Origin of the sequence: Streptomyces sp. NPDC006544, from assembly GCF_040611715.1 — a bacterium.
In the GTDB taxonomy this organism is placed as follows: Bacteria; Actinomycetota; Actinomycetes; order Streptomycetales; family Streptomycetaceae; genus Streptomyces.
On the sequence record NZ_JBEXOV010000134.1, the window covers coordinates 1 to 16,376 of the forward strand.

Annotated in this window: 14 protein-coding genes and 1 pseudogene; 7 read left to right on the forward strand and 8 right to left on the reverse strand. The window is 72.8% G+C overall.

What is annotated here, in order from left to right:
* From ABZY44_RS34565 to ABZY44_RS34580, 4 genes and pseudogenes are all read right to left on the reverse strand, one after another.
* Positions 1 to 234 (reverse strand): annotated as a pseudogene (locus tag ABZY44_RS34565) (sulfate ABC transporter substrate-binding protein); the annotation flags it as partial.
* A 309-nt stretch (positions 235 to 543) separates the two neighbouring features.
* Positions 544 to 711 (reverse strand): putative leader peptide, encoded by a 168-nt coding sequence (locus ABZY44_RS34570; RefSeq protein WP_356660936.1) that lies wholly within the window; start codon positions 709 to 711, stop codon positions 544 to 546.
* A gap of 75 nt (positions 712 to 786) precedes the next feature.
* Positions 787 to 1,245, reverse strand: coding sequence for an Rrf2 family transcriptional regulator (locus ABZY44_RS34575; RefSeq protein ID WP_356660937.1), 459 nt, complete (start codon positions 1,243 to 1,245; stop codon positions 787 to 789).
* A 128-nt stretch (positions 1,246 to 1,373) separates the two neighbouring features.
* On the reverse strand, positions 1,374 to 2,576 hold the full coding sequence (locus ABZY44_RS34580; RefSeq protein WP_356660939.1) for an acyl-CoA dehydrogenase: 1,203 nt from the start codon (positions 2,574 to 2,576) through the stop codon (positions 1,374 to 1,376).
* A gap of 633 nt (positions 2,577 to 3,209) precedes the next feature.
* Here ABZY44_RS34580 and ABZY44_RS34585 point away from each other — a divergent pair.
* The 3 genes from ABZY44_RS34585 (at position 3,210) to ABZY44_RS34595 (ending at position 7,372) form a co-directional block, all read left to right on the forward strand.
* Positions 3,210 to 3,995 (forward strand): class I SAM-dependent methyltransferase, encoded by a 786-nt coding sequence (locus ABZY44_RS34585; RefSeq protein ID WP_356660941.1) that lies wholly within the window; start codon positions 3,210 to 3,212, stop codon positions 3,993 to 3,995.
* Positions 3,996 to 4,207: 212 nt separating this feature from the next.
* Complete coding sequence (locus ABZY44_RS34590; RefSeq protein WP_356660943.1) at positions 4,208 to 5,785, forward strand: alpha/beta fold hydrolase; 1,578 nt, start codon at positions 4,208 to 4,210, stop codon at positions 5,783 to 5,785.
* 12 nt (positions 5,786 to 5,797) lie between these two features.
* On the forward strand, positions 5,798 to 7,372 hold the full coding sequence (locus ABZY44_RS34595; protein WP_356660945.1) for an alpha/beta fold hydrolase: 1,575 nt from the start codon (positions 5,798 to 5,800) through the stop codon (positions 7,370 to 7,372).
* A gap of 146 nt (positions 7,373 to 7,518) precedes the next feature.
* On the opposite strand, the gene ABZY44_RS34600 is transcribed toward ABZY44_RS34595, so the two are convergent.
* The 3 genes from ABZY44_RS34600 to ABZY44_RS34610 form a co-directional block, all read right to left on the reverse strand.
* On the reverse strand, positions 7,519 to 9,585 hold the full coding sequence (locus ABZY44_RS34600; RefSeq protein WP_356660947.1) for a phosphocholine-specific phospholipase C: 2,067 nt from the start codon (positions 9,583 to 9,585) through the stop codon (positions 7,519 to 7,521).
* A 215-nt stretch (positions 9,586 to 9,800) separates the two neighbouring features.
* Positions 9,801 to 10,850 (reverse strand): NUDIX hydrolase, encoded by a 1,050-nt coding sequence (locus ABZY44_RS34605; RefSeq protein WP_356660949.1) that lies wholly within the window; start codon positions 10,848 to 10,850, stop codon positions 9,801 to 9,803.
* 290 nt (positions 10,851 to 11,140) lie between these two features.
* Positions 11,141 to 11,956, reverse strand: coding sequence for a LysE family transporter (locus tag ABZY44_RS34610; protein WP_356660951.1), 816 nt, complete (start codon positions 11,954 to 11,956; stop codon positions 11,141 to 11,143).
* Positions 11,957 to 12,025: 69 nt separating this feature from the next.
* Between ABZY44_RS34610 and ABZY44_RS34615 the strand changes: the two genes are divergently transcribed.
* Together ABZY44_RS34615 and ABZY44_RS34620 are read left to right on the forward strand one after the other, a co-directional pair.
* Complete coding sequence (locus ABZY44_RS34615; protein ID WP_356660953.1) at positions 12,026 to 12,925, forward strand: LysR family transcriptional regulator ArgP; 900 nt, start codon at positions 12,026 to 12,028, stop codon at positions 12,923 to 12,925.
* Positions 12,926 to 12,994: 69 nt separating this feature from the next.
* Positions 12,995 to 13,390, forward strand: a complete 396-nt coding sequence (locus ABZY44_RS34620) for a TOBE domain-containing protein (protein ID WP_356660955.1) — start codon at positions 12,995 to 12,997, stop codon at positions 13,388 to 13,390.
* A gap of 175 nt (positions 13,391 to 13,565) precedes the next feature.
* Here the strand turns inward: ABZY44_RS34620 and ABZY44_RS34625 are convergent, their stop codons facing one another.
* Positions 13,566 to 14,159 (reverse strand): hypothetical protein, encoded by a 594-nt coding sequence (locus ABZY44_RS34625; protein WP_356660957.1) that lies wholly within the window; start codon positions 14,157 to 14,159, stop codon positions 13,566 to 13,568.
* Between the two features lie 268 nt (positions 14,160 to 14,427).
* Here ABZY44_RS34625 and corA point away from each other — a divergent pair, with 268 nt between their 5' ends.
* Together corA and ABZY44_RS34635 are read left to right on the forward strand one after the other, a co-directional pair.
* Positions 14,428 to 15,510, forward strand: a complete 1,083-nt coding sequence (gene corA / locus ABZY44_RS34630; RefSeq protein WP_356660961.1) for a magnesium/cobalt transporter CorA — start codon at positions 14,428 to 14,430, stop codon at positions 15,508 to 15,510.
* Positions 15,511 to 15,657: 147 nt separating this feature from the next.
* Positions 15,658 to 16,376 (forward strand): GNAT family protein (locus ABZY44_RS34635; protein WP_356660959.1); only part of this gene is annotated, 719 nt, incomplete at its 3' end.

The window sequence follows — 16,376 nt, forward strand, 5'->3', positions numbered from 1 at the left end:
CTTCTGGATCAGGCCCTCCTGCAGACCGACCAGCGCGGTGGCGTGCGTCAGGTTCGGGAAGTAGCCGATCCGGACCTCGGAGGCAGACAGCTTCTTGTCGCCGGTGGCCGCGGTCTTGGTCTTGTCGTCTTCCTTCTTCGCCTCGGAACCGTAGCCGCAGGCCGTGAGCAGGAGAGGAAGCGTCGCTGTGACGGCGATGGTGCGCAGGATGGTGAGCGGTCTTGCGGCAGACACGGAGGTGTCCTTTCACGGGTGGGGTGATCGAGGAGGTACGGAAAGGCGACACGACACGACGCGAGGCGGTGGGCGCGCACGGCACCCGCTCCCAGCCGTCGGTGAGGGGCTCGCCGTTGCAGGCTGAAGCGGAACGGTGGCGCGGAGGCCCCGGGGTGGAGGCAGGACAGCAGTACATGACACACCGCCCACGAAGATCCTGCGGGGCGGCGAGGTCGGCCAAGGGGGCCCGGCCCGGCGGCAGGCGGAGCGCGGCGTGGCACGTGCACAGCCGTGCGCCTCGCGCGGAGCCCGACCCCGGGGACGGCGTCAGGAAGCGAGACAGATGGAGCTGGACGTACGGACCAGGTCGATGTGTCGACGGGTCGTCAGAAGGATCAGCAGACGGCCTGCGCGGGGCGATGTGCTCACGGCGGCCACCTCCTTGATTCCTAGTTTTCCCACCGGCTTGGTAGGCATCTTGGCAGACAGCGCCATCCGCCCCAAGAGGCTGCCCACATGGCGGACGAACCTGTCTCGGTCAGTGAGAAAGCGCAGATGGGCGCGGGTGGATCACGGATTGGTCCAGGCGTCGGGAGCCTGGGTCAGCGCGGACACCTCGGCGGGCAGGTGGGACGATGCGACGTCGGCGAGCGTCACGCCCTCGAGGATCTCCCGCACGTTGGACCGCAGTGCGATCCACAAGGGGAGCAGGGACTCGGCGGGCCCGGTGTAGGACAGGTCCGGGGGCCGGACCCCGCGTACCGAGACGAGCGGTCCGTCCACGACGCGGATGACATCCGCGATGCTGATGGACTGGGCGGGCTTGGCCAGTCGGTAGCCGCCGTTGCCGCCGCGCTGGCTGAGTACGAGACCGCCCCGGCGCATGTCGTTCAGGATGCCTTCGAGGAACTTGTGCGGGATGTCCTGGGCGTCGGCGATGGCTTCGGCCTTCACCGGCCCGCCCTCCCGTGCCGCCGCGAGCTGCAGCGCAGCACGTACCGCGTAGTCCGCCCTGGCTGAGATCCGCATGGGCACATTATCCCGCACGGCTCCGGTCCGCGTTTGTCGTGGGTGGCTGCCGGGCAGGGGCCAGGCCCGGCAGCCGAGGGCTCAGGTCGAGGTGATCGGGCCGGAGCCGTCCCGGGCGGCGCCCCGCCTCAGTGGAAGGCCGCTGCCACGGCGCGGTGGGAGCCGTTGAGGTAGTGCTCGCCGATGGAGCGCAGACGGCGCGTGACCGGGTGGTGGGCGGTCAGGGCACGTGCGTTGCGCCAGAAGCGGTCCAGGCCCGGGGCGTCGGCCAGTTCCAGTACCCGCGTGGTGATCTCCAGGGCTGCCTTGGACGTCACGGTCTCGGCCGTGGCGACCAGTGCGGCGACGCTCGCGGGTTCTTCGGCATCGAGGTGGGAGCCCGCGTCGAGGGCCCGCCCCATCACTGCCGTTGCCCGGTGGACGACGGCGGTGGCCGTCTGTGCGGCGGAGGCGAGTTCCCCGTACGTCAGCAGGAGGTCCGGGTCCTCGCCGGGCAGGCTGCGTGCGTGGCCGCCCCGCGTGAGGTCGCGCGCTTCGGTGAGGGCGCCCTCGACGATCCCCAGGGCGACGTGGCACAGGGCGAGCCGGAGCGCCGGCTCGGCGAGCGCGGTAAAGGGCGCGGCCGACTCCTCGTCATGGGGCCGGCGTCCCAGCAGCTGTCCGGGCGTGACGGTGACGCGGTCCAGGACGATCTCGCCCGCCCCGGCGACGCGCTGGCCGAGGCGGTCGTGGGCGGGTTCGACGGTCACGCCCCGCGCGCTGCGAGGGATCCGTACGACCAGGATCTCGCCGGTCATGGTGCAGACGGCGTCCAGCACGATCTGGTCGGCGACGGTCACCGCCGTATCCACCGGCCGGCGTCCGCTCAGGAGGTGGCCGGTGTCGCGCGGCCTCAGGGTGAGGTCCGGTGCGCTCGTGTCGTCGTCGGGTGCGGGAGCGCGAACCGAGCCCGTCCACAGCCAGTGCTTGCGCTGCGACTCCTCTTCGAGGGCGGTCGCCTGGTGGTGGGCCGAGTAGAAGCGCCCGCTCCAGGCGTGGACGTAATGACGGGCGAGTACGGCGCCGACGGAGCTGTCCGCCGCGGCGATCGCCCGTATGACGGCGCATCCGGTCGACCAGTCCACCCCGCGGCCAGGCCCGGGCGGGGTGAGAGCCGCCAGCAGGCCGGCCTCGCACAGCCGCGCCTTCTCGTCGATCGGCGGCAGGCCCGCCTGGTCGCGGGCGATGGCGTCCGCGGCGAGGTCGTCCGCCACATCGCGGGCGGCACGCACCGTGGCGTGGCGCTGCTCTTCGGCTGACCGGGCGCCGGCCGTGATCGGTGTCGTCGGCACGGGCGTCACCGACGGGCCGGAGTGCGGTGGGGTGGCGCGGGGGCTGGGGGGACGGTGGTCATGTGGGCTACTCCGGAACGTCGGTGTGGGCCCCGGCCGGTCGCCGGGAGGCGCGGGTGGCGTGGGAGGGCACGGGAGGAAGAAGAAGCCGCCGGCCGGGTGGAACGAGGGGTCTCGCTACCACCGGCCCCTATGCCGCTCCAGTGCGGGAGTTGGGGGTGGTCCAGCTGCCTTAGCGCCTTCCGGAACGCTCTGCGTTCGGGTGCCGGTGGGCCGTGCACGTCAGGAGTCGCGGAACCTCGTCCGGCAGGTCCCCGAGAACCCCCCCCCTTTCCCATCGGATTAATAGGAATACTCTCCGATGTCGTATCCCCCAGCAAGGGCGTGACCGCATAGTGGGCACTCACGTCTTGAAGTTCGGAACGGGGGTCGGAGGCCGTCTTCGCAGAAGGGCCGGGGCGGCCTTTCGTGCGTCCGGGGGCGGGCGGTCGCCGGGTGTCCTCGTCGGCGTTCCCGCCAGGCGCGCCGGTGGAGAGGGCTTCGCGGGTGAGGCGGCGCGGTGGTGCCGTCATCCGGCCCGTCGGCGGGGCACGCTGGTCCGGGGGGCGGCGACTTCCGGAGAGGTGTGGGCAGATGTGGGTGGCCGGCGAGGCGTACGAGCCGTACGTGGGGCGGTGGAGCCGCCTGGTGGCACACCAGTTCGTCCGCTGGATGGGCGCGGTCCCCGCGGGGAGCTGGCGCGATGTCGGGTGCGGCACGGGTGCGGTGACGCAGGCCGTGCTGGACGTGGCCGAACCGGCGATGGTGGTCGGCGTCGATCCGTCGGAGGGCTACGTGGAGTACGCCCGGAGGACCATCGGTGACCGACGGGCCCGGTTCGTCCTGGCCGACGCCGTCAACCTGCCTTTCGCCGACGCCACGGCGTCGGTCGCGGTGAGCGGGCTCGTCCTCAACTTCGTGCCGGACGCGCCGCGGGCAGCGGCCGAGATGGTTCGTGTGGTCCGGCGCGGGGGGTCGGTGGGGGCGTACGTCTGGGATTACGGGGAGGGGGGCATGGAGGCGATCCGCGCCTTCTGGGACGCCGCGCGTGCCCTGGACCCGGACGCTCGTGCCCTGGACGAGGCCGTCAGGTTTCCGTTGTGCGGGCCGGCGCCCCTGGGGGAGCTACTGGTCGGGGCGGGGCTCGAGGACGTCGAGGTCGAGGAGATCGGCGTACTCACCCGGTTCTCGGATTTCGACGACTACTGGAAGCCGTTCCTGGGAGGGCAGGGGCCGGCGCCCGCCTACGTGGCCGCCCTCCCCGAGGAGCGCCGCGCCGAGCTGCGCGCGCGGTTGCGGTCGGCACTCCCCCGGGAAGCGGACGGCTCCATCCCGCTGCGTGCGCGCGCATGGGCCGCGCGGGGCCGGCGCCGGGCATGAGCGGGCCGATTCAGCCCCTGCCCTGATGTGGACGGTGACGGCGGCGAAGGCTTCGGCGGGGGAGAAGTGAAGTTCACGGACTCGCCGTCGTGGGCGTCCGTCGGAGTGCGTGTCTCGCGGCCGCTGAGTACCGTTGATGAGGTGCGTTCCCCCCAGACCGCCGTGGCACCGCCCAGCGGTACAGCCGTCGACCGGCAGAGGAACGGGATCACATGGATGAGCACGGCTTCCACATCGGTGTGCCGGTCGCAGGGGCCGCTCTGGCCCTCCTGACCACCCTCGGTCAGACGTCGGCGGGCGCCGCACCGGCGCACGGCAGCGCCACCGACACCGCCGGGCCCGGCACCGGCCCCGCCGTGGCCGCGGCGTCGCGGTTCGTGCCGGGCCCCTGCCCGAAGCCACCCGAACCGATCGAAGCGCTGGCCACCGCCAGGTGCGGCGTCCTGGAGGTCCCCGAGAACCGTGCCCGTCCCGGCGGCCGGACCATCAAGCTGGCCGTGGCGGTCGTCCCGCCCGTGTCGGCGAAGCCCGCCCCGGATCCCGTGGTGTTCATGGCGGGCGGACCCGGCGGCGAGACGTTCGACGACATCCCGTTCCTGGTCTCCTCCGGCCTGAACAAAGATCGCGCACTGATCGTCATGGCCCAGCGCGGCAACCTCTACGACACGCCCCACCTCGCCTGCCCGGAGCTGGACCACTTCTACGCCCGGTCCGTGGGACTCCCCTCCTACGCGCCGCAGACCCAAGGGCGCATGCTCGCGGCGGTGAAGCAGTGCCGCGACCGTCTGGCAGCCGACGGGACCGACCTGAGCGCCTACAACAGTACGGAGAACGCCGCCGACTTCGCCGACCTGCGCACGGCACTGGGCATCAAGGAATGGAACGTCTACGGCCACTCCTACGGCAGCAACCTGGCCCTGACCTACTTGCGCCTGCACCCCCAGGGGATCCGCGCGGTGGCGCTCGACTCCGCCGCCCCCGCACCGTACGTCTCCTTGCCGTTCGCCTGGGCCGGCGCCCGGGAGGGACTCGACAACCTCTACAAGGCCTGCGCGGCCGAACCCCGCTGCAAGAGCCGCTACCCCCACCTCGAGCGCACCCTGGACGAGCAGGTGCGCAAGCTGGACGCCGAGCCGCTGATGCTGAACGTCCCGCCGCCGCAGGGCGGAGACCCGGTGAAGGTCGTCCTCGACGGCGGAGCCCTCGTGAACCTGCTGGTCGCCAAGGCGATCCCGTTCGCCGACGTTCCGGCGGCGATCGACGAACTCGCCCGCGGCCGTCCTGAGCGCCTCGCCCGGGCCCGCGCCGCCGGTTCGGTCCAGGTCGAGGGGCAGACCGCCCACGGTCTGACGCAGTCGGTGGTGTGCGGCGAATGGGTGCCGGACCACTCGCCGGCCGACGTGCTGGAAGCCGGCCGCCGAGCATTCCCCCGCTGGCCCCGATCGGTCCAGGCGCAGGCGCCTCAACTGCCCTTCCAGGACCCGGTATGCCGCATCTGGAACGTCCCCGACCGCACCGCTGCCCAACGGGTGGCCACCACCAGCTCGGTGCCGACGCTCTTCTTCAACGGGACGTTCGACATGAAGACCGGGGCCAGCTGGGCGCAGAAGACCGCCCGGACGCTGTCCCGGTCGACCACCGTGCAGGTGCCCGGGATCGGGCACTGGGTGGTCCCGCAGTCGCCCTGCGCCCAGAAGGTGCTGGAGTCCTTCTTCAGCCGCCCGACCGCGCCCGACACGGCCTGCGTGGCCGGGCTCACGTGGGAACCGTTCACGATCACCCCGAAGTGACGTGGAGGAACGATGGCACGGTCACACGTACGACGCTCACGTACCGGGTCGGCGGCAGCGGCGAGCGGGCTGCTCCTCACCGGTCTGCTCGCCGTGCCGGCGGGCGCTCAGGAGGAGACGCCCGCGGGAGCGACCGGCACGGTCGCCCGCACGGTGGGCGACGCCCGCTTCGAGCCGGGCCCCTGCCCGAAGACGGCGGACCCGGTCGCCGAGCTCGAGGGAGCCCGCTGCGGCACGCTCACCGTGCCCGAGAACCGCACCAGGCCGGACGGGCGGAAGATCACCCTCGGTGTGGCGGTCGTGCCGGCGGCGGCCGACAAGCCGAAGCCCGACCCGATCGTATGGCTCGCCGGCGGACCCGGCGACGACGCGGTCGGGGAGGCGAAGATGGCCATCGACGGCGGCCTGAACCGCGACCGTGACGTCATCTTCATGTCCCAGCGCGGAACGTACTCGGCCGACCCGGCCCTCACCTGCCGCAACGTCGACGAGTTCAACGCGCGCGCCACCGGCCTCGTCTACGACGCGCCGGCCACCGAGCGCGAGCACGTCGCGGCCACGAAGGCCTGCCGCGAGAAACTGGCGGCGAGCGGGGCCGATCTCGGCGCGTACAACGACATCGAGAGCGCCGCCGACCTCGCGGACCTGCGCACCGCGCTGGGCCTCGAGCAGTGGAACCTGTTCGGCATCTCCTACGGCACCCAGCTGGCCCTCGTCTCCATGCGCCTGCACCCCGAGGGAATCCGGTCGGTCGGCATCGACGGCATCCTGCCGCCGTCCACCGGAGGGTCGGCCGTGACCTGGAAGGCCGCCCAGCAGGGCTTCGGCGGCCTGTTCAAGGCCTGCGCGCAGCAGCCCGCCTGCAACCGCCGCTATCCGAACCTGCAAGCGACGTTCGAGCGGCTCGTCCGCGACCTCGAGGCCAAACCCGTCACCACCACCATCACCCTCCCCGACAGCCAGAAGCAGGTGAAGGTCGTCCTGGACGCCGGGGCCCTGCTGAACTGGATGACCGCCGCCACCCACGTGGCACCCCAGGTCCCCGCAGCCCTCGACGAGCTGGCCCACGGCAAACCGCAGCGGATCGCCCAGCAGTGGGCGGCCGGCAAGTACAGCCCCCAGGCCATCGGCCGGCTGTCCCACGGGCTCGTCTACGGCGTCTTCTGCAGCGAGTGGACCCCGTACGAGACCCAGGCCGACGCGCTGCGCGGAGCCCGGGAAGCCTTCCCGTCGTTCCCCCGGTCGGTGCAGGCCCAGGCTCCGCTGCTCACCTTCCTCCGCCAGGACTGCGACGCCTGGAACGTCCCTGCGGTGCCCCGTTCCATCCGTGACGTCACGAAGAGCGACATCCCCGTCCTCGCGCTCTCGGGCGGGTTCGACGCCCAGACCGCGGCGGGCAACGGGCCCTACGTCGCCCGCACCCTGCCCCGGGCCACCGTCGTCACGGTCCCGTACGAGCCCCACGTCGTGTTCGCCACGTCGAAGTGCGCCCAAAGCATCACCAGCTCCTTCTTCGACACCCCGACGGCCCCGGACACCGGCTGCCTCAAGGACCTCAAGGCCCCGAAGTTCGAGATCGCCCCCTGAGCCGGCCCGGCGCGCACGACTCCGTCCCCGGGGGGCCGTTCGGAGAGATCCGAACGGCCCCCCGGATCGCTTCCGGATGCCGGGCCGGCGTCAGGGGACCGGTGCTTCAGTGCGGCTGGGACCGGCCCGTCAGTGGGACCGGTCCGTCAGGAGGACCGGTCCGTCAGGATCGCCGGGTCCGAGAGGCCGGCCGCGCCCGTCTCCACCTTGCCCGCGAATCGGCGCATGAAGTCCGGCGCCCCGGATGCGGTGACCGTCACGTCGTACCAGCGCTTCGTGTTCTTCAGCGGGACGCTGTACGTGACGCTCGCGCCCTTGGCGACCGTGAGGCGCTTCGGCCCCCCGGCGTAGGCGTTGGTGACCGTCAGGGTCGCGGTCGACCCTCCGGCGTTGGTGAGGGTGAGGTCCACATTGCCCGTGGTGGCGTTGTGGCGGGCGGTGACCTCGGGGCCGGGGGTGGTGCCGGGGTTGCGGAAGCCGCGCAGGAAGCCGTTGGGGCCGTGCACGGTCAGGTCGGTGACCCCGGCCGAGTAGCGGGTGTTCCACGTGTCCGCGATCGACTTGCCGGCCTCGGTGGTGTACGTCCAGGGGGCGTCGGTGCGGTTGCCGGAGGTGACGTAGAACTGCGCGCCCAGGTCCGGGCCGCCGCTGAACGTCAGCTGGAACTTGCCGTCCGCGGTCAGCGCCGAGCCGTCCACGTACGGGGCGTACTTCAGTGCACGGGTCTGGCGCAGGCCCTTCTCCTGGCGCGGCATGGTGCCTTCGGCCGGCGGCGTGGCCCGGAAGTCGGGGTGGCGCTCGCGGTCCTGCGGGAACCAGGCGCCGGTGTCGGGCAGCGGGGCCGGGGCCGTGTCCTTGCGGGCGAAGTCGAAGGCGGAGGTGAGGTCGCCGCAGACGGCGCGGCGCCAGGGGGAGATGTTGGGCTCCCGGACCCCGAAGCGCTGCTCCATGAAGCGGATGACCGAGGTGTGGTCGAAGGTCTCGGAGCAGGAGTAGCCGCCGGTGCTCCACGGGGAGACCACGAGCATCGGCACGCGCGGGCCCAGGCCGTACGGTCCGGCGACGTATCCGGCCGCGCCGGGGAAGACGTCCAGCGCGGTGGGGACGGTCGACAGGCCCTGTGCGGCACTGGCCGGGGCGTACGGCGGGACGACGTGGTCGAAGAAGCCGTCGTTCTCGTCGTAGGTGATGAAGAGCGCGGTGCGGGCCCACACGTCGGGGTTCGAGGTGAGCGCGTCCAGCACCTGGGCGATGTACCAGGCACCGTAGTTGGAGGGCCAGTTCGCGTGCTCGCTGAAGGCCTCGGGGGCGGCTATCCAGGAGACCTGCGGCAGGGTGCCGGTGGCGACGTCGGCGCGCAGCCGGTCGAAGTAACCCTCGCCGGCCTTGGCGTCCGTACCGGTCCGGGCCTTCTCGTACAGGGCGTCGCCGGCCTTGGCGTTGCGGTAGTTGTCGAAGTAGAGCAGGGAGTTGTCGCCGTAGTTGCCGCGGTAGGCGTCGTTGATCCAGCCCCAGGAGCCGTCGGCGTTCAGGCCGTCGCCGATGTCCTGGTAGACCTTCCAGGAGATCCCGGCCGCCTCCAGGCGCTCGGGGTACGTGGTCCAGCCGTAGCCGGCCTCGGCGTTGTTGAGGACCGGGCCGCCGCCCCGGCCGTCGTTGCCGGTGTGACCCGACCAGAGGTAGTAGCGGTTCGGGTCCGTGGAGCCGATGAACGAACAGTGGTACGCGTCGCAGATGGTGAACGCGTCGGCGAGGGCGTAGTGGAACGGGATGTCCTCGCGCGTCAGGTACGCCATGGTCGCGGGCGTCTTGGCGGGAATCCAGTTGTCGTACTTGCCCTTGTTGAAAGCGCTCTGGCCGCCCGCCCAGTCGTGGTTGAGACCCTGGAGGAACTCCATGCCCAGGTCGTCGGACGGCGGCCGGAAGGGCAGCGTCTCCTTCGTCCCGTTGGACTGGTGGAACACGGACTTGCCGCTGGGCAGGGTCACCGGGCGGGGGTCGCCGAAGCCGCGGATGCCGCGCAGTGCGCCGAAGTAGTGGTCGAAGGAACGATTCTCCTGCATCAGGACCACGATGTGCTCGACATCGGCGATGGTGCCGGTGGTCCCCTGCGCGGGGATGGCGGCGGCGCGGGCGATGCTCTCGTTGAGCATCGTCAGGGCTGCGGCGCCACCGGCGAGCTGCATGAAACGGCGGCGGTTCAGTTCTGCCATGGTGGGACGACCTCTGCGGTTTTGAGGGTGGTTGAGCGCCCCCAGCACAGCGTGCCCGGGGTGCCGGCGGGGGAGCCTGGCATGTCCGTGGCGCGTACACCAGGCGAACGGCAGTCGGATTTCGGCGATGTCCGGCCAACTTCCGGACAGTGCGCCGCACGAAAGGTCCCACCGGCGGGAGGGCGCCCCCGCGCGCGCCCTCACGGGTGCCGGGCTCAGCCGGTGGGGACCGGGCGCCCGGCGTGCAGTTCCACCGGGCCGGCCGACGTGCCCCGGGTTCGCAGGGCGGCCTCGATCTGGCGGCGCAGGGCGGGCTTGGTGAGCGTGGAGAGGCCGGCCGGGGGCACCGCGCGCCATTGGAGGAGTTCCGTGCCGGGCAGCCGGATCCGGGACAGGGCGGCGGAGTCGAGGGTGCCGCCGTCGTAGAGGAAGCGGACGCGGGCCGGGTAGCCGGGCCGGTGGGACCAGTTGACGGCGAGGAGTCGCCCCGGTGTGACGTCGAGGCCGAGTTCCTCCTGGACCTCGCGGCGGGCGGCGACCCGCGGGATCTCGCCGAGGTCGCTGTCGACCCCGCCGCCCGGCAGGTGCCAGTGGTCGGGGTTGCCGTACGCGGGCTGCACCAGGAGGACCCCGCCGGCGGCGTCGGTGAACAGCACGCTCGCCGCCGTGAGGGCCTTCGGCCGTACGGCCCGGTGGTCGGCGGTGGTGAAGACCCCCGCGTGCTCCAGGGCCGCCCGGCGCTCCGGGTCCAGCCCGGCAGGGGAACCGGGCTGGGGGACGCCGTCGACCAGGTGCGCGAGGGAGCCCGAGTACAGGGCCGCCAGGGCGGCGCGCAGCCGGGGCGCGGTCCGGGCGGGCAGGGCCCCGTAGGCCTCGTCCGGCGTCAGCCAACGGGCTTCGGTGACCTCGCCGTCCGGGAAGGAGATCGCGGAGGCCTCCGCCGGCGTCAGCGGTCCGACGAGGTGGACGTGGACGACGAGGGAACGCCCGAGCGGCCCCGGCGGCCGGGAGTCCACGGCGAGCAGCCGTCCGACCGGCACGCTCAGGTCCAGCTCCTCCTTCAGCTCGCGGGCCAGCCCCTCCTCGGGGGTCTCGGTGTCCTCCACACCACCGCCGGGCAGCTCCCGTTCGGTCTTGTACGAGGTGGTCAGGACGAGGATGCGCCCGCGCGCGTCCAGCACGATCCCGGTGGCGGCCACGAGGGGGGAGGGCTGGGCGGCGTAGTGGGCGCGGACCGAGTCGGAGTAGGGGGGCTGATCCGGCACGGGAACTCCTGGAGGTGCGGGGCGGGCTGACGTCCGGTGGACGGGAGGCGAGGTGATCCGTACCCACTCGGGGAGTGTCCATGGGGTGGACCTGGCGGGGTGGACTCGATGGAGTGGACCTGGTGGGTGGACTCGGTGGGTGGACCCGGTGGGGTGGTCGCAGGCCAGGTGGGCGGGATCGGCTCTCCCCGGGCGGGGCCGGAGGGTCGGGTTATAGGGCGGCCGTTCGTGGCCATGGCGGCCCGGCCGGCGGCCGGGGCGGTGTCGGCCCGGCCGGGTCGGGGCGCACCTCAGGCGCGGGCCAGGAGCAGGCCGCCCATCGTGACCATGGTCGCCGCCACCAGGCCGTCGAGGACCCGCCAGGCCGAGGGCCGGGCGAGCAGGCCGCTGAGCAGCCGGGCGCCGTAGCCGAGCGCGCTGAACCAGGTCAGGCTGGCCAGGGCGGCCCCGAAGCCGAAGGCCCAGCGCAGGTCGCCCCGGTCGGCGGCGAGCGAGCCGAGCAGCAGCACGGTGTCGAGGTAGACGTGCGGGTTGAGCCAGGTCATGGCGAGGCAGGTCAGCACGGCGCGGCGGGCGGAGGCGCGGGCGGCCGCCGGGGGCTCGGCCGTGGGCTCGGCCGTGGGCATGGGCGTGGGCGTGGGCGTGGTCTTGGCCGTGGTCTCGGCCGTGGTCTTGGTCATGGTGGTCGTGGTGGTGGCACCCGAGGTGGTGTCCGGGGGGCCGCTCGTGCCGATGCCGGTGCCGGGGCTCGTGCCGGGACCGGGGCCCGTGCCCGTCGGGGTGCCCTCGGTCTGGAGGGCGGCGCCGGGGGTGGGGCGCAGCACCCGGCGGGCGGCGAGGACTCCGTAGCCGATCAGGAAGGCGCCACCGACGAGTCCGACCAGGGTGAGGGCGGGCGGCCACGCGGTGACGAACGCGCCGACGCCCGCCACTCCGAGGCCGATGAGGGCCGCGTCCGAGAGGGCGCATATCGCGACCACGGCGAGGACCGACTGGCGGCGTACTCCCTGGCGGAGTACGAAGGCGTTCTGGGCGCCGATGGCGACGATGAGGGAGAGGCCGGTGCCGAAACCGGCCAGGGCCGCCGGGATGATGCCGTGTGTCATGCCGTCGACGGTAGGCAGCGACGGCCGAGTAGTACAGCTAAAGATTCTTACGTAGCATTAGTCGCTGTGATGGACGAGCTGCCTGTGGACCAGGTGCGGACGCTGCTCGCGGTGATCGACGGGGGCACCTTCGACGCCGCGGCGGCCGCCCTGCACGTGACTCCTTCCGCCGTCAGCCAACGCGTCAAGGCGCTGGAGCAGCGGACCGGGCGGGTGCTGCTGATGCGGACCAAACCGGTACGGGCGACGGAGTCCGGCGAGGTCGTCGTCCGCTTCGCCCGGCAGTTGGTCCGGCTGGAGCGCGACGCGCGGGCGGAGCTGGGCCTGTCGCCGGGTCCGGGAGCGCCGGTGCGGCTGTCGATCGCGGTCAACGCGGATTCGCTGGCCACGTGGTTCCTGCCCGCGCTGACCCGGGTGCCGCAGGACCCGCCGGTCTGCTTCGACCTGCACCGGGAGGACGAGGGGTACGCGACCGCGCTGCTGCGGGACGGGCGCGTGATGGCGGCCGTGACCTCGCAGGCGGAGGCCGTGGCGGGCTGCACGGTGCGGGCGCTCGGACGCGCGCGCTACCTGCCGGTGGCGAGCCCGGAGTTCGCCACCCGGTACCTGACGGGGACGGTGGAGCACGACCTGCGGACGGCCCCCGTCGTCGTCTTCGACCGGCGGGACCTGATCCAGGACCGCTTCGTGCGGATGGTGACGGGGAACGAGGGTGCCAGGGCGTCGGAGGTGCGGCACTACGTACCCACGTCGGAGGGGTTCTGTGACGCGGCGGTCGCCGGGCTGGGCTGGGCGATGGTGCCCGAGGCACAGGCGGGGCCGCTGGTGGAGGCGGGGCGGCTGGCGGTGATCGCGCCGGGCCGGAAGCTGGACGTGCCCCTGTACTGGCAGCAGTGGAAGCTGGACTCGCCCGCGCTGTCGAGGGTGGCGGCGGTGATCGTGGCGGCGGCGGCAGAGGCGCTGCGCTAGGGCCCGTACGAGGCCTTCGGCCTGCGGCGGGGCGCCGGCCGGGCCGTAGGCACGGCATAGGCTGCGCGCATGGAGTCCTACACGATCGGCCAGGCGGCGCGACTGCTCGGCGTCAGCGTCGACACGGCCCGGCGGTGGGCCGACGCGGAGCGGTTCCCGACGCGCCGGGAGGGCGCGCGGCGGATGGTGGACGGCCCGGACCTGGCCGCCTTCTGCGTGGAGGTCGCCCAGGAGGGCGGCGGCGGGGACGAGGGAACCCCGTACACCTCGGCGCGCAACGCCTTCCCGGGCATCGTGACCGGCGTGAAGTTGGGCACGGTCGACGCGCAGGTGGAGATCCAGGCCGGGCCGCACCGCGTCGTGTCACTGCTGACCCGGGAGGCCGTGGAGGAACTCGGCCTGGAGGTGGGGGCGCGGGCGACGGCGCGGGTGAAGTCGACGAGCGTGTTCATCGACCGCACGTGAGCACTGCTGTCGCTGTCGCTGTCGCTGTCGCTGTGGCTGTCGCCGTTGTCGCTGCCGCCGGATCCGGATCCGTGGCCTGACGCGCCGGTGCCGGGCGCCGGGCGCCGGATGCCGGATGCCGGGTGCGCGTGCCGATCGCCGTATGGCGCATGGCGCATGGCGCACGCACGCCGGCTCAGCGTACGGAGGCCCGCAGATGGTCGGAGGCCTCGCGCGCCGCGTCGACCGCTCCGGCGCGGGCGGCCTCGCGGTCGCTGTCGGCGCGGGTGTAGGTGAGGTCGACGCGCACGTTGCTGAGGCGGAAGCAGACCTGGGCGACGGCGGGGCGTCCGGGGTCGGCCGTCCGGAAGCGGAGGAACGCCTCGTCGCCGAGGCCGGGGAGCTCCGCGGGGGTGGTCTTCTCCCAGCCGGACGTCTTGTCGCGCTCCTCGCGGAGATCCTCGAGGGCGAGGTTCTCGGTCAGGACGAAGGACTGCAGGAAGACGCCGCCCCCCTTCGGGCCCTCCTCGCGCGCGGCCGACCAGCTGCACGCACCGTGGTCGTCGCGGCCACCGTAGGACGTGGGCACCAGTCGGTTGACCGTCTGCGGGGACACCAGCTCGCAGGGGTTCGGATCGGCGGTGAAGTCGCCCGGGTGGCTGCGCTGATAGTGCTTCCACGCCGCGAGGCCGCAGCCCGCGACGACGAGCACGGAGATCAGGACGAACGCGATCAGTGCGGCGCGCTCGCGGAAGGGGCGGCGCGCGGGCCCGTCGGGGGGTGTGGTCACCGCGGCAGCATAGGGGCCGGGCCGGGGAGCTGCGTAAACGTTTCTGCTAACCCTCGTCCGGCCGTCCCCGCCCGTCCCCGCCCGTCCCCGGCGGAACGGCGCCGCGCCCGCGCACCCGCCGGCCCGGCCCGTACGCGAAGGCGGCAGCGGCCCCCTGCCGCGCGACGTTCCCGCGCCGCGCCACCCGCGACAGCGGGGGCGGCGCAGCGCGTGGCGGCGCCGGTGGCACACTGGCCGGTGTTCAGCCGAAGGGGAGTACGTCTTGTCCATGTTCAGCAACCTGCGCCGGGTCGTGCGCCGCAGCTACCGGCGGGCCGTAGACCTCAGCCACCCGGCCCGGTCCCCGCTCGGCAGCGCCGTGGTCAACTGCCTGGTCTACCGCAACGGCGAACGGCAGGACGGCTGCGCCGACGTCGGCGAGGCGCTGAGGCGGGTCCGCAAGACGGGCGACGCGTTCGTCTGGATCGGCTTGCACGAGCCGCCGCAGACCGAGCTCGCCGGGCTCGCGGAGCTGTTCGGTCTCCACCCCCTCGCGGTCGAGGACGCGGTCCACGCGCATCAGCGTCCCAAGATCGAGCGCTACGACGAGACCCTCTTCGCGGTCTTCAAGACCGTGCGCTACGTGGAGCACGAGGAACTGACCGCGACGAGCGAGGTCGTGGAGACCGGCGAGCTCATGGCGTTCGCCGGTGAGGACTTCGTCATCACCATCCGGCACGGCGGCCGAGGCACCCTCGGGCCGGTCCGCGAGGCCCTGGAGGCCGATCCCGAGCAACTGGCCAAGGGGCCGGTCGCCGTCCTGCACGCGATGGCCGACCACGTGGTCGACGAGTACGTGGCCGTCACGGACGCGGTGCAGAACGACATAGACGACGTCGAGACCATGGTGTTCAGCGAGCACGGCGGCCGCGGCGACGCAGGCCGGATCTACCAGCTCAAGCGCGAACTGCTGGAACTGCGACGGGCGGTGGGCCCGCTGAGCCGACCGCTCCACCAGCTGAGCACGCAGCCGATAACGGTCATCCCGCCGGAGATGCGCACGTACTTCCGTGACGTCGCCGACCATCTGACCCGCGCCACCGACCAGATCGGCGCCTACGACGCCCTCCTCGACTCGATCCTCCAGGCCCACCTCGCGCAGGTGACCGTCGCCCAGAACGAGGACATGCGCAAGATCACCGCCTGGGCGGCCATCGTCGCCGTCCCCACGATGGTCTGCGGCGTCTACGGCATGAACTTCGACCACATGCCGGAACTGCACTGGACTTACGGATATCCCCTCGTGCTCGGCGTGATGGCCGTGGCCTGCTTCGTCATCTACCGGGGGTTCCGCCGCAACGGCTGGCTCTGAGCGCGGGTTCGTCCGCGCGTGTCCCCGCCCGGCGAGGGCGGGGACACGGCGGCGGCGAGCGAAATCCCGGTGGACCGGCCGCCGGTCCCGGATAGGGTCCGCCCATCGGTCGTGCGGTACGGGAATCGCGGAACAGGCGGGTCGAGCATGGAGTCGGGCACGGAGTCGGGCACGGAGCGGGCGAGGGTGGCGGCGACGGCCGAACTGGTCGGGGAGCGCGTGCGGCTGGAGCCGCTGGAACTCCGTCACCACGACGGGCTGTGCGACGCGGTTCGCGAAGGCAGCCTGTGGGAGCTCGCGGTGACGATCGTCCCGCACCCGGACGAGGTCCGCGGCTTCATCGAGGACGCGGTCGCGGCGCGTGCGGAGGGCACGCAGATCCCGTACGCCACGGTGGACGCGGCGACGGGGCGGGTCGTCGGCTCGACCCGGCTGATGATGATCAACACCACGCACCGGCGGCTGGAGATCGGCTGGACCTTCCTCGCCGCCTCCCGGCAGGGGACCGGCGTGAACGCCGAGGCGAAGCTGCTGATGCTGACGCACGCCTTCGAGGCGATGGGGATGAACCGGGTCGAGCTGCTCACGGACGTGCGCAACGCGAAGTCGCGGGCGGCGATCGAGCGGCTCGGCGCAACCCAGGAGGGCGTGATGCGCCACCACATGATCATGCGGGACGGCTGGATCCGGGACACGGCGCTGTACGCCATCACGCGCCCGGAGTGGCCGGAGGTGAAGCGGGCCCTGGAGGCCCGGCGTTCCGCGGGGCCCGCCCCGGGGCCCCCCCCCGGGCCCCCCGCCCGCCGCCGGGGGGCGGGGGAGACAACACAGAAAAACAAAAACCCCCACTATTTAAAAGGGATATG

Coding starts and splice junctions, on each gene's coding strand:
- ABZY44_RS34595 (WP_356660945.1), top strand. CDS start 5,798: ATGGCACGGTCACACGTACGACGCTCACGTACCGGGTCGGCGGCAGCG.
- ABZY44_RS34570 (WP_356660936.1), bottom strand. CDS start 711: ATGGCGCTGTCTGCCAAGATGCCTACCAAGCCGGTGGGAAAACTAGGA.
- ABZY44_RS34610 (WP_356660951.1), bottom strand. CDS start 11,956: ATGACACACGGCATCATCCCGGCGGCCCTGGCCGGTTTCGGCACCGGC.
- ABZY44_RS34585 (WP_356660941.1), top strand. CDS start 3,210: ATGTGGGTGGCCGGCGAGGCGTACGAGCCGTACGTGGGGCGGTGGAGC.
- ABZY44_RS34615 (WP_356660953.1), top strand. CDS start 12,026: ATGGACGAGCTGCCTGTGGACCAGGTGCGGACGCTGCTCGCGGTGATC.
- ABZY44_RS34575 (WP_356660937.1), bottom strand. CDS start 1,245: ATGCGGATCTCAGCCAGGGCGGACTACGCGGTACGTGCTGCGCTGCAG.
- ABZY44_RS34600 (WP_356660947.1), bottom strand. CDS start 9,585: ATGGCAGAACTGAACCGCCGCCGTTTCATGCAGCTCGCCGGTGGCGCC.
- corA (WP_356660961.1), top strand. CDS start 14,428: ATGTTCAGCAACCTGCGCCGGGTCGTGCGCCGCAGCTACCGGCGGGCC.
- ABZY44_RS34620 (WP_356660955.1), top strand. CDS start 12,995: ATGGAGTCCTACACGATCGGCCAGGCGGCGCGACTGCTCGGCGTCAGC.
- ABZY44_RS34590 (WP_356660943.1), top strand. CDS start 4,208: ATGGATGAGCACGGCTTCCACATCGGTGTGCCGGTCGCAGGGGCCGCT.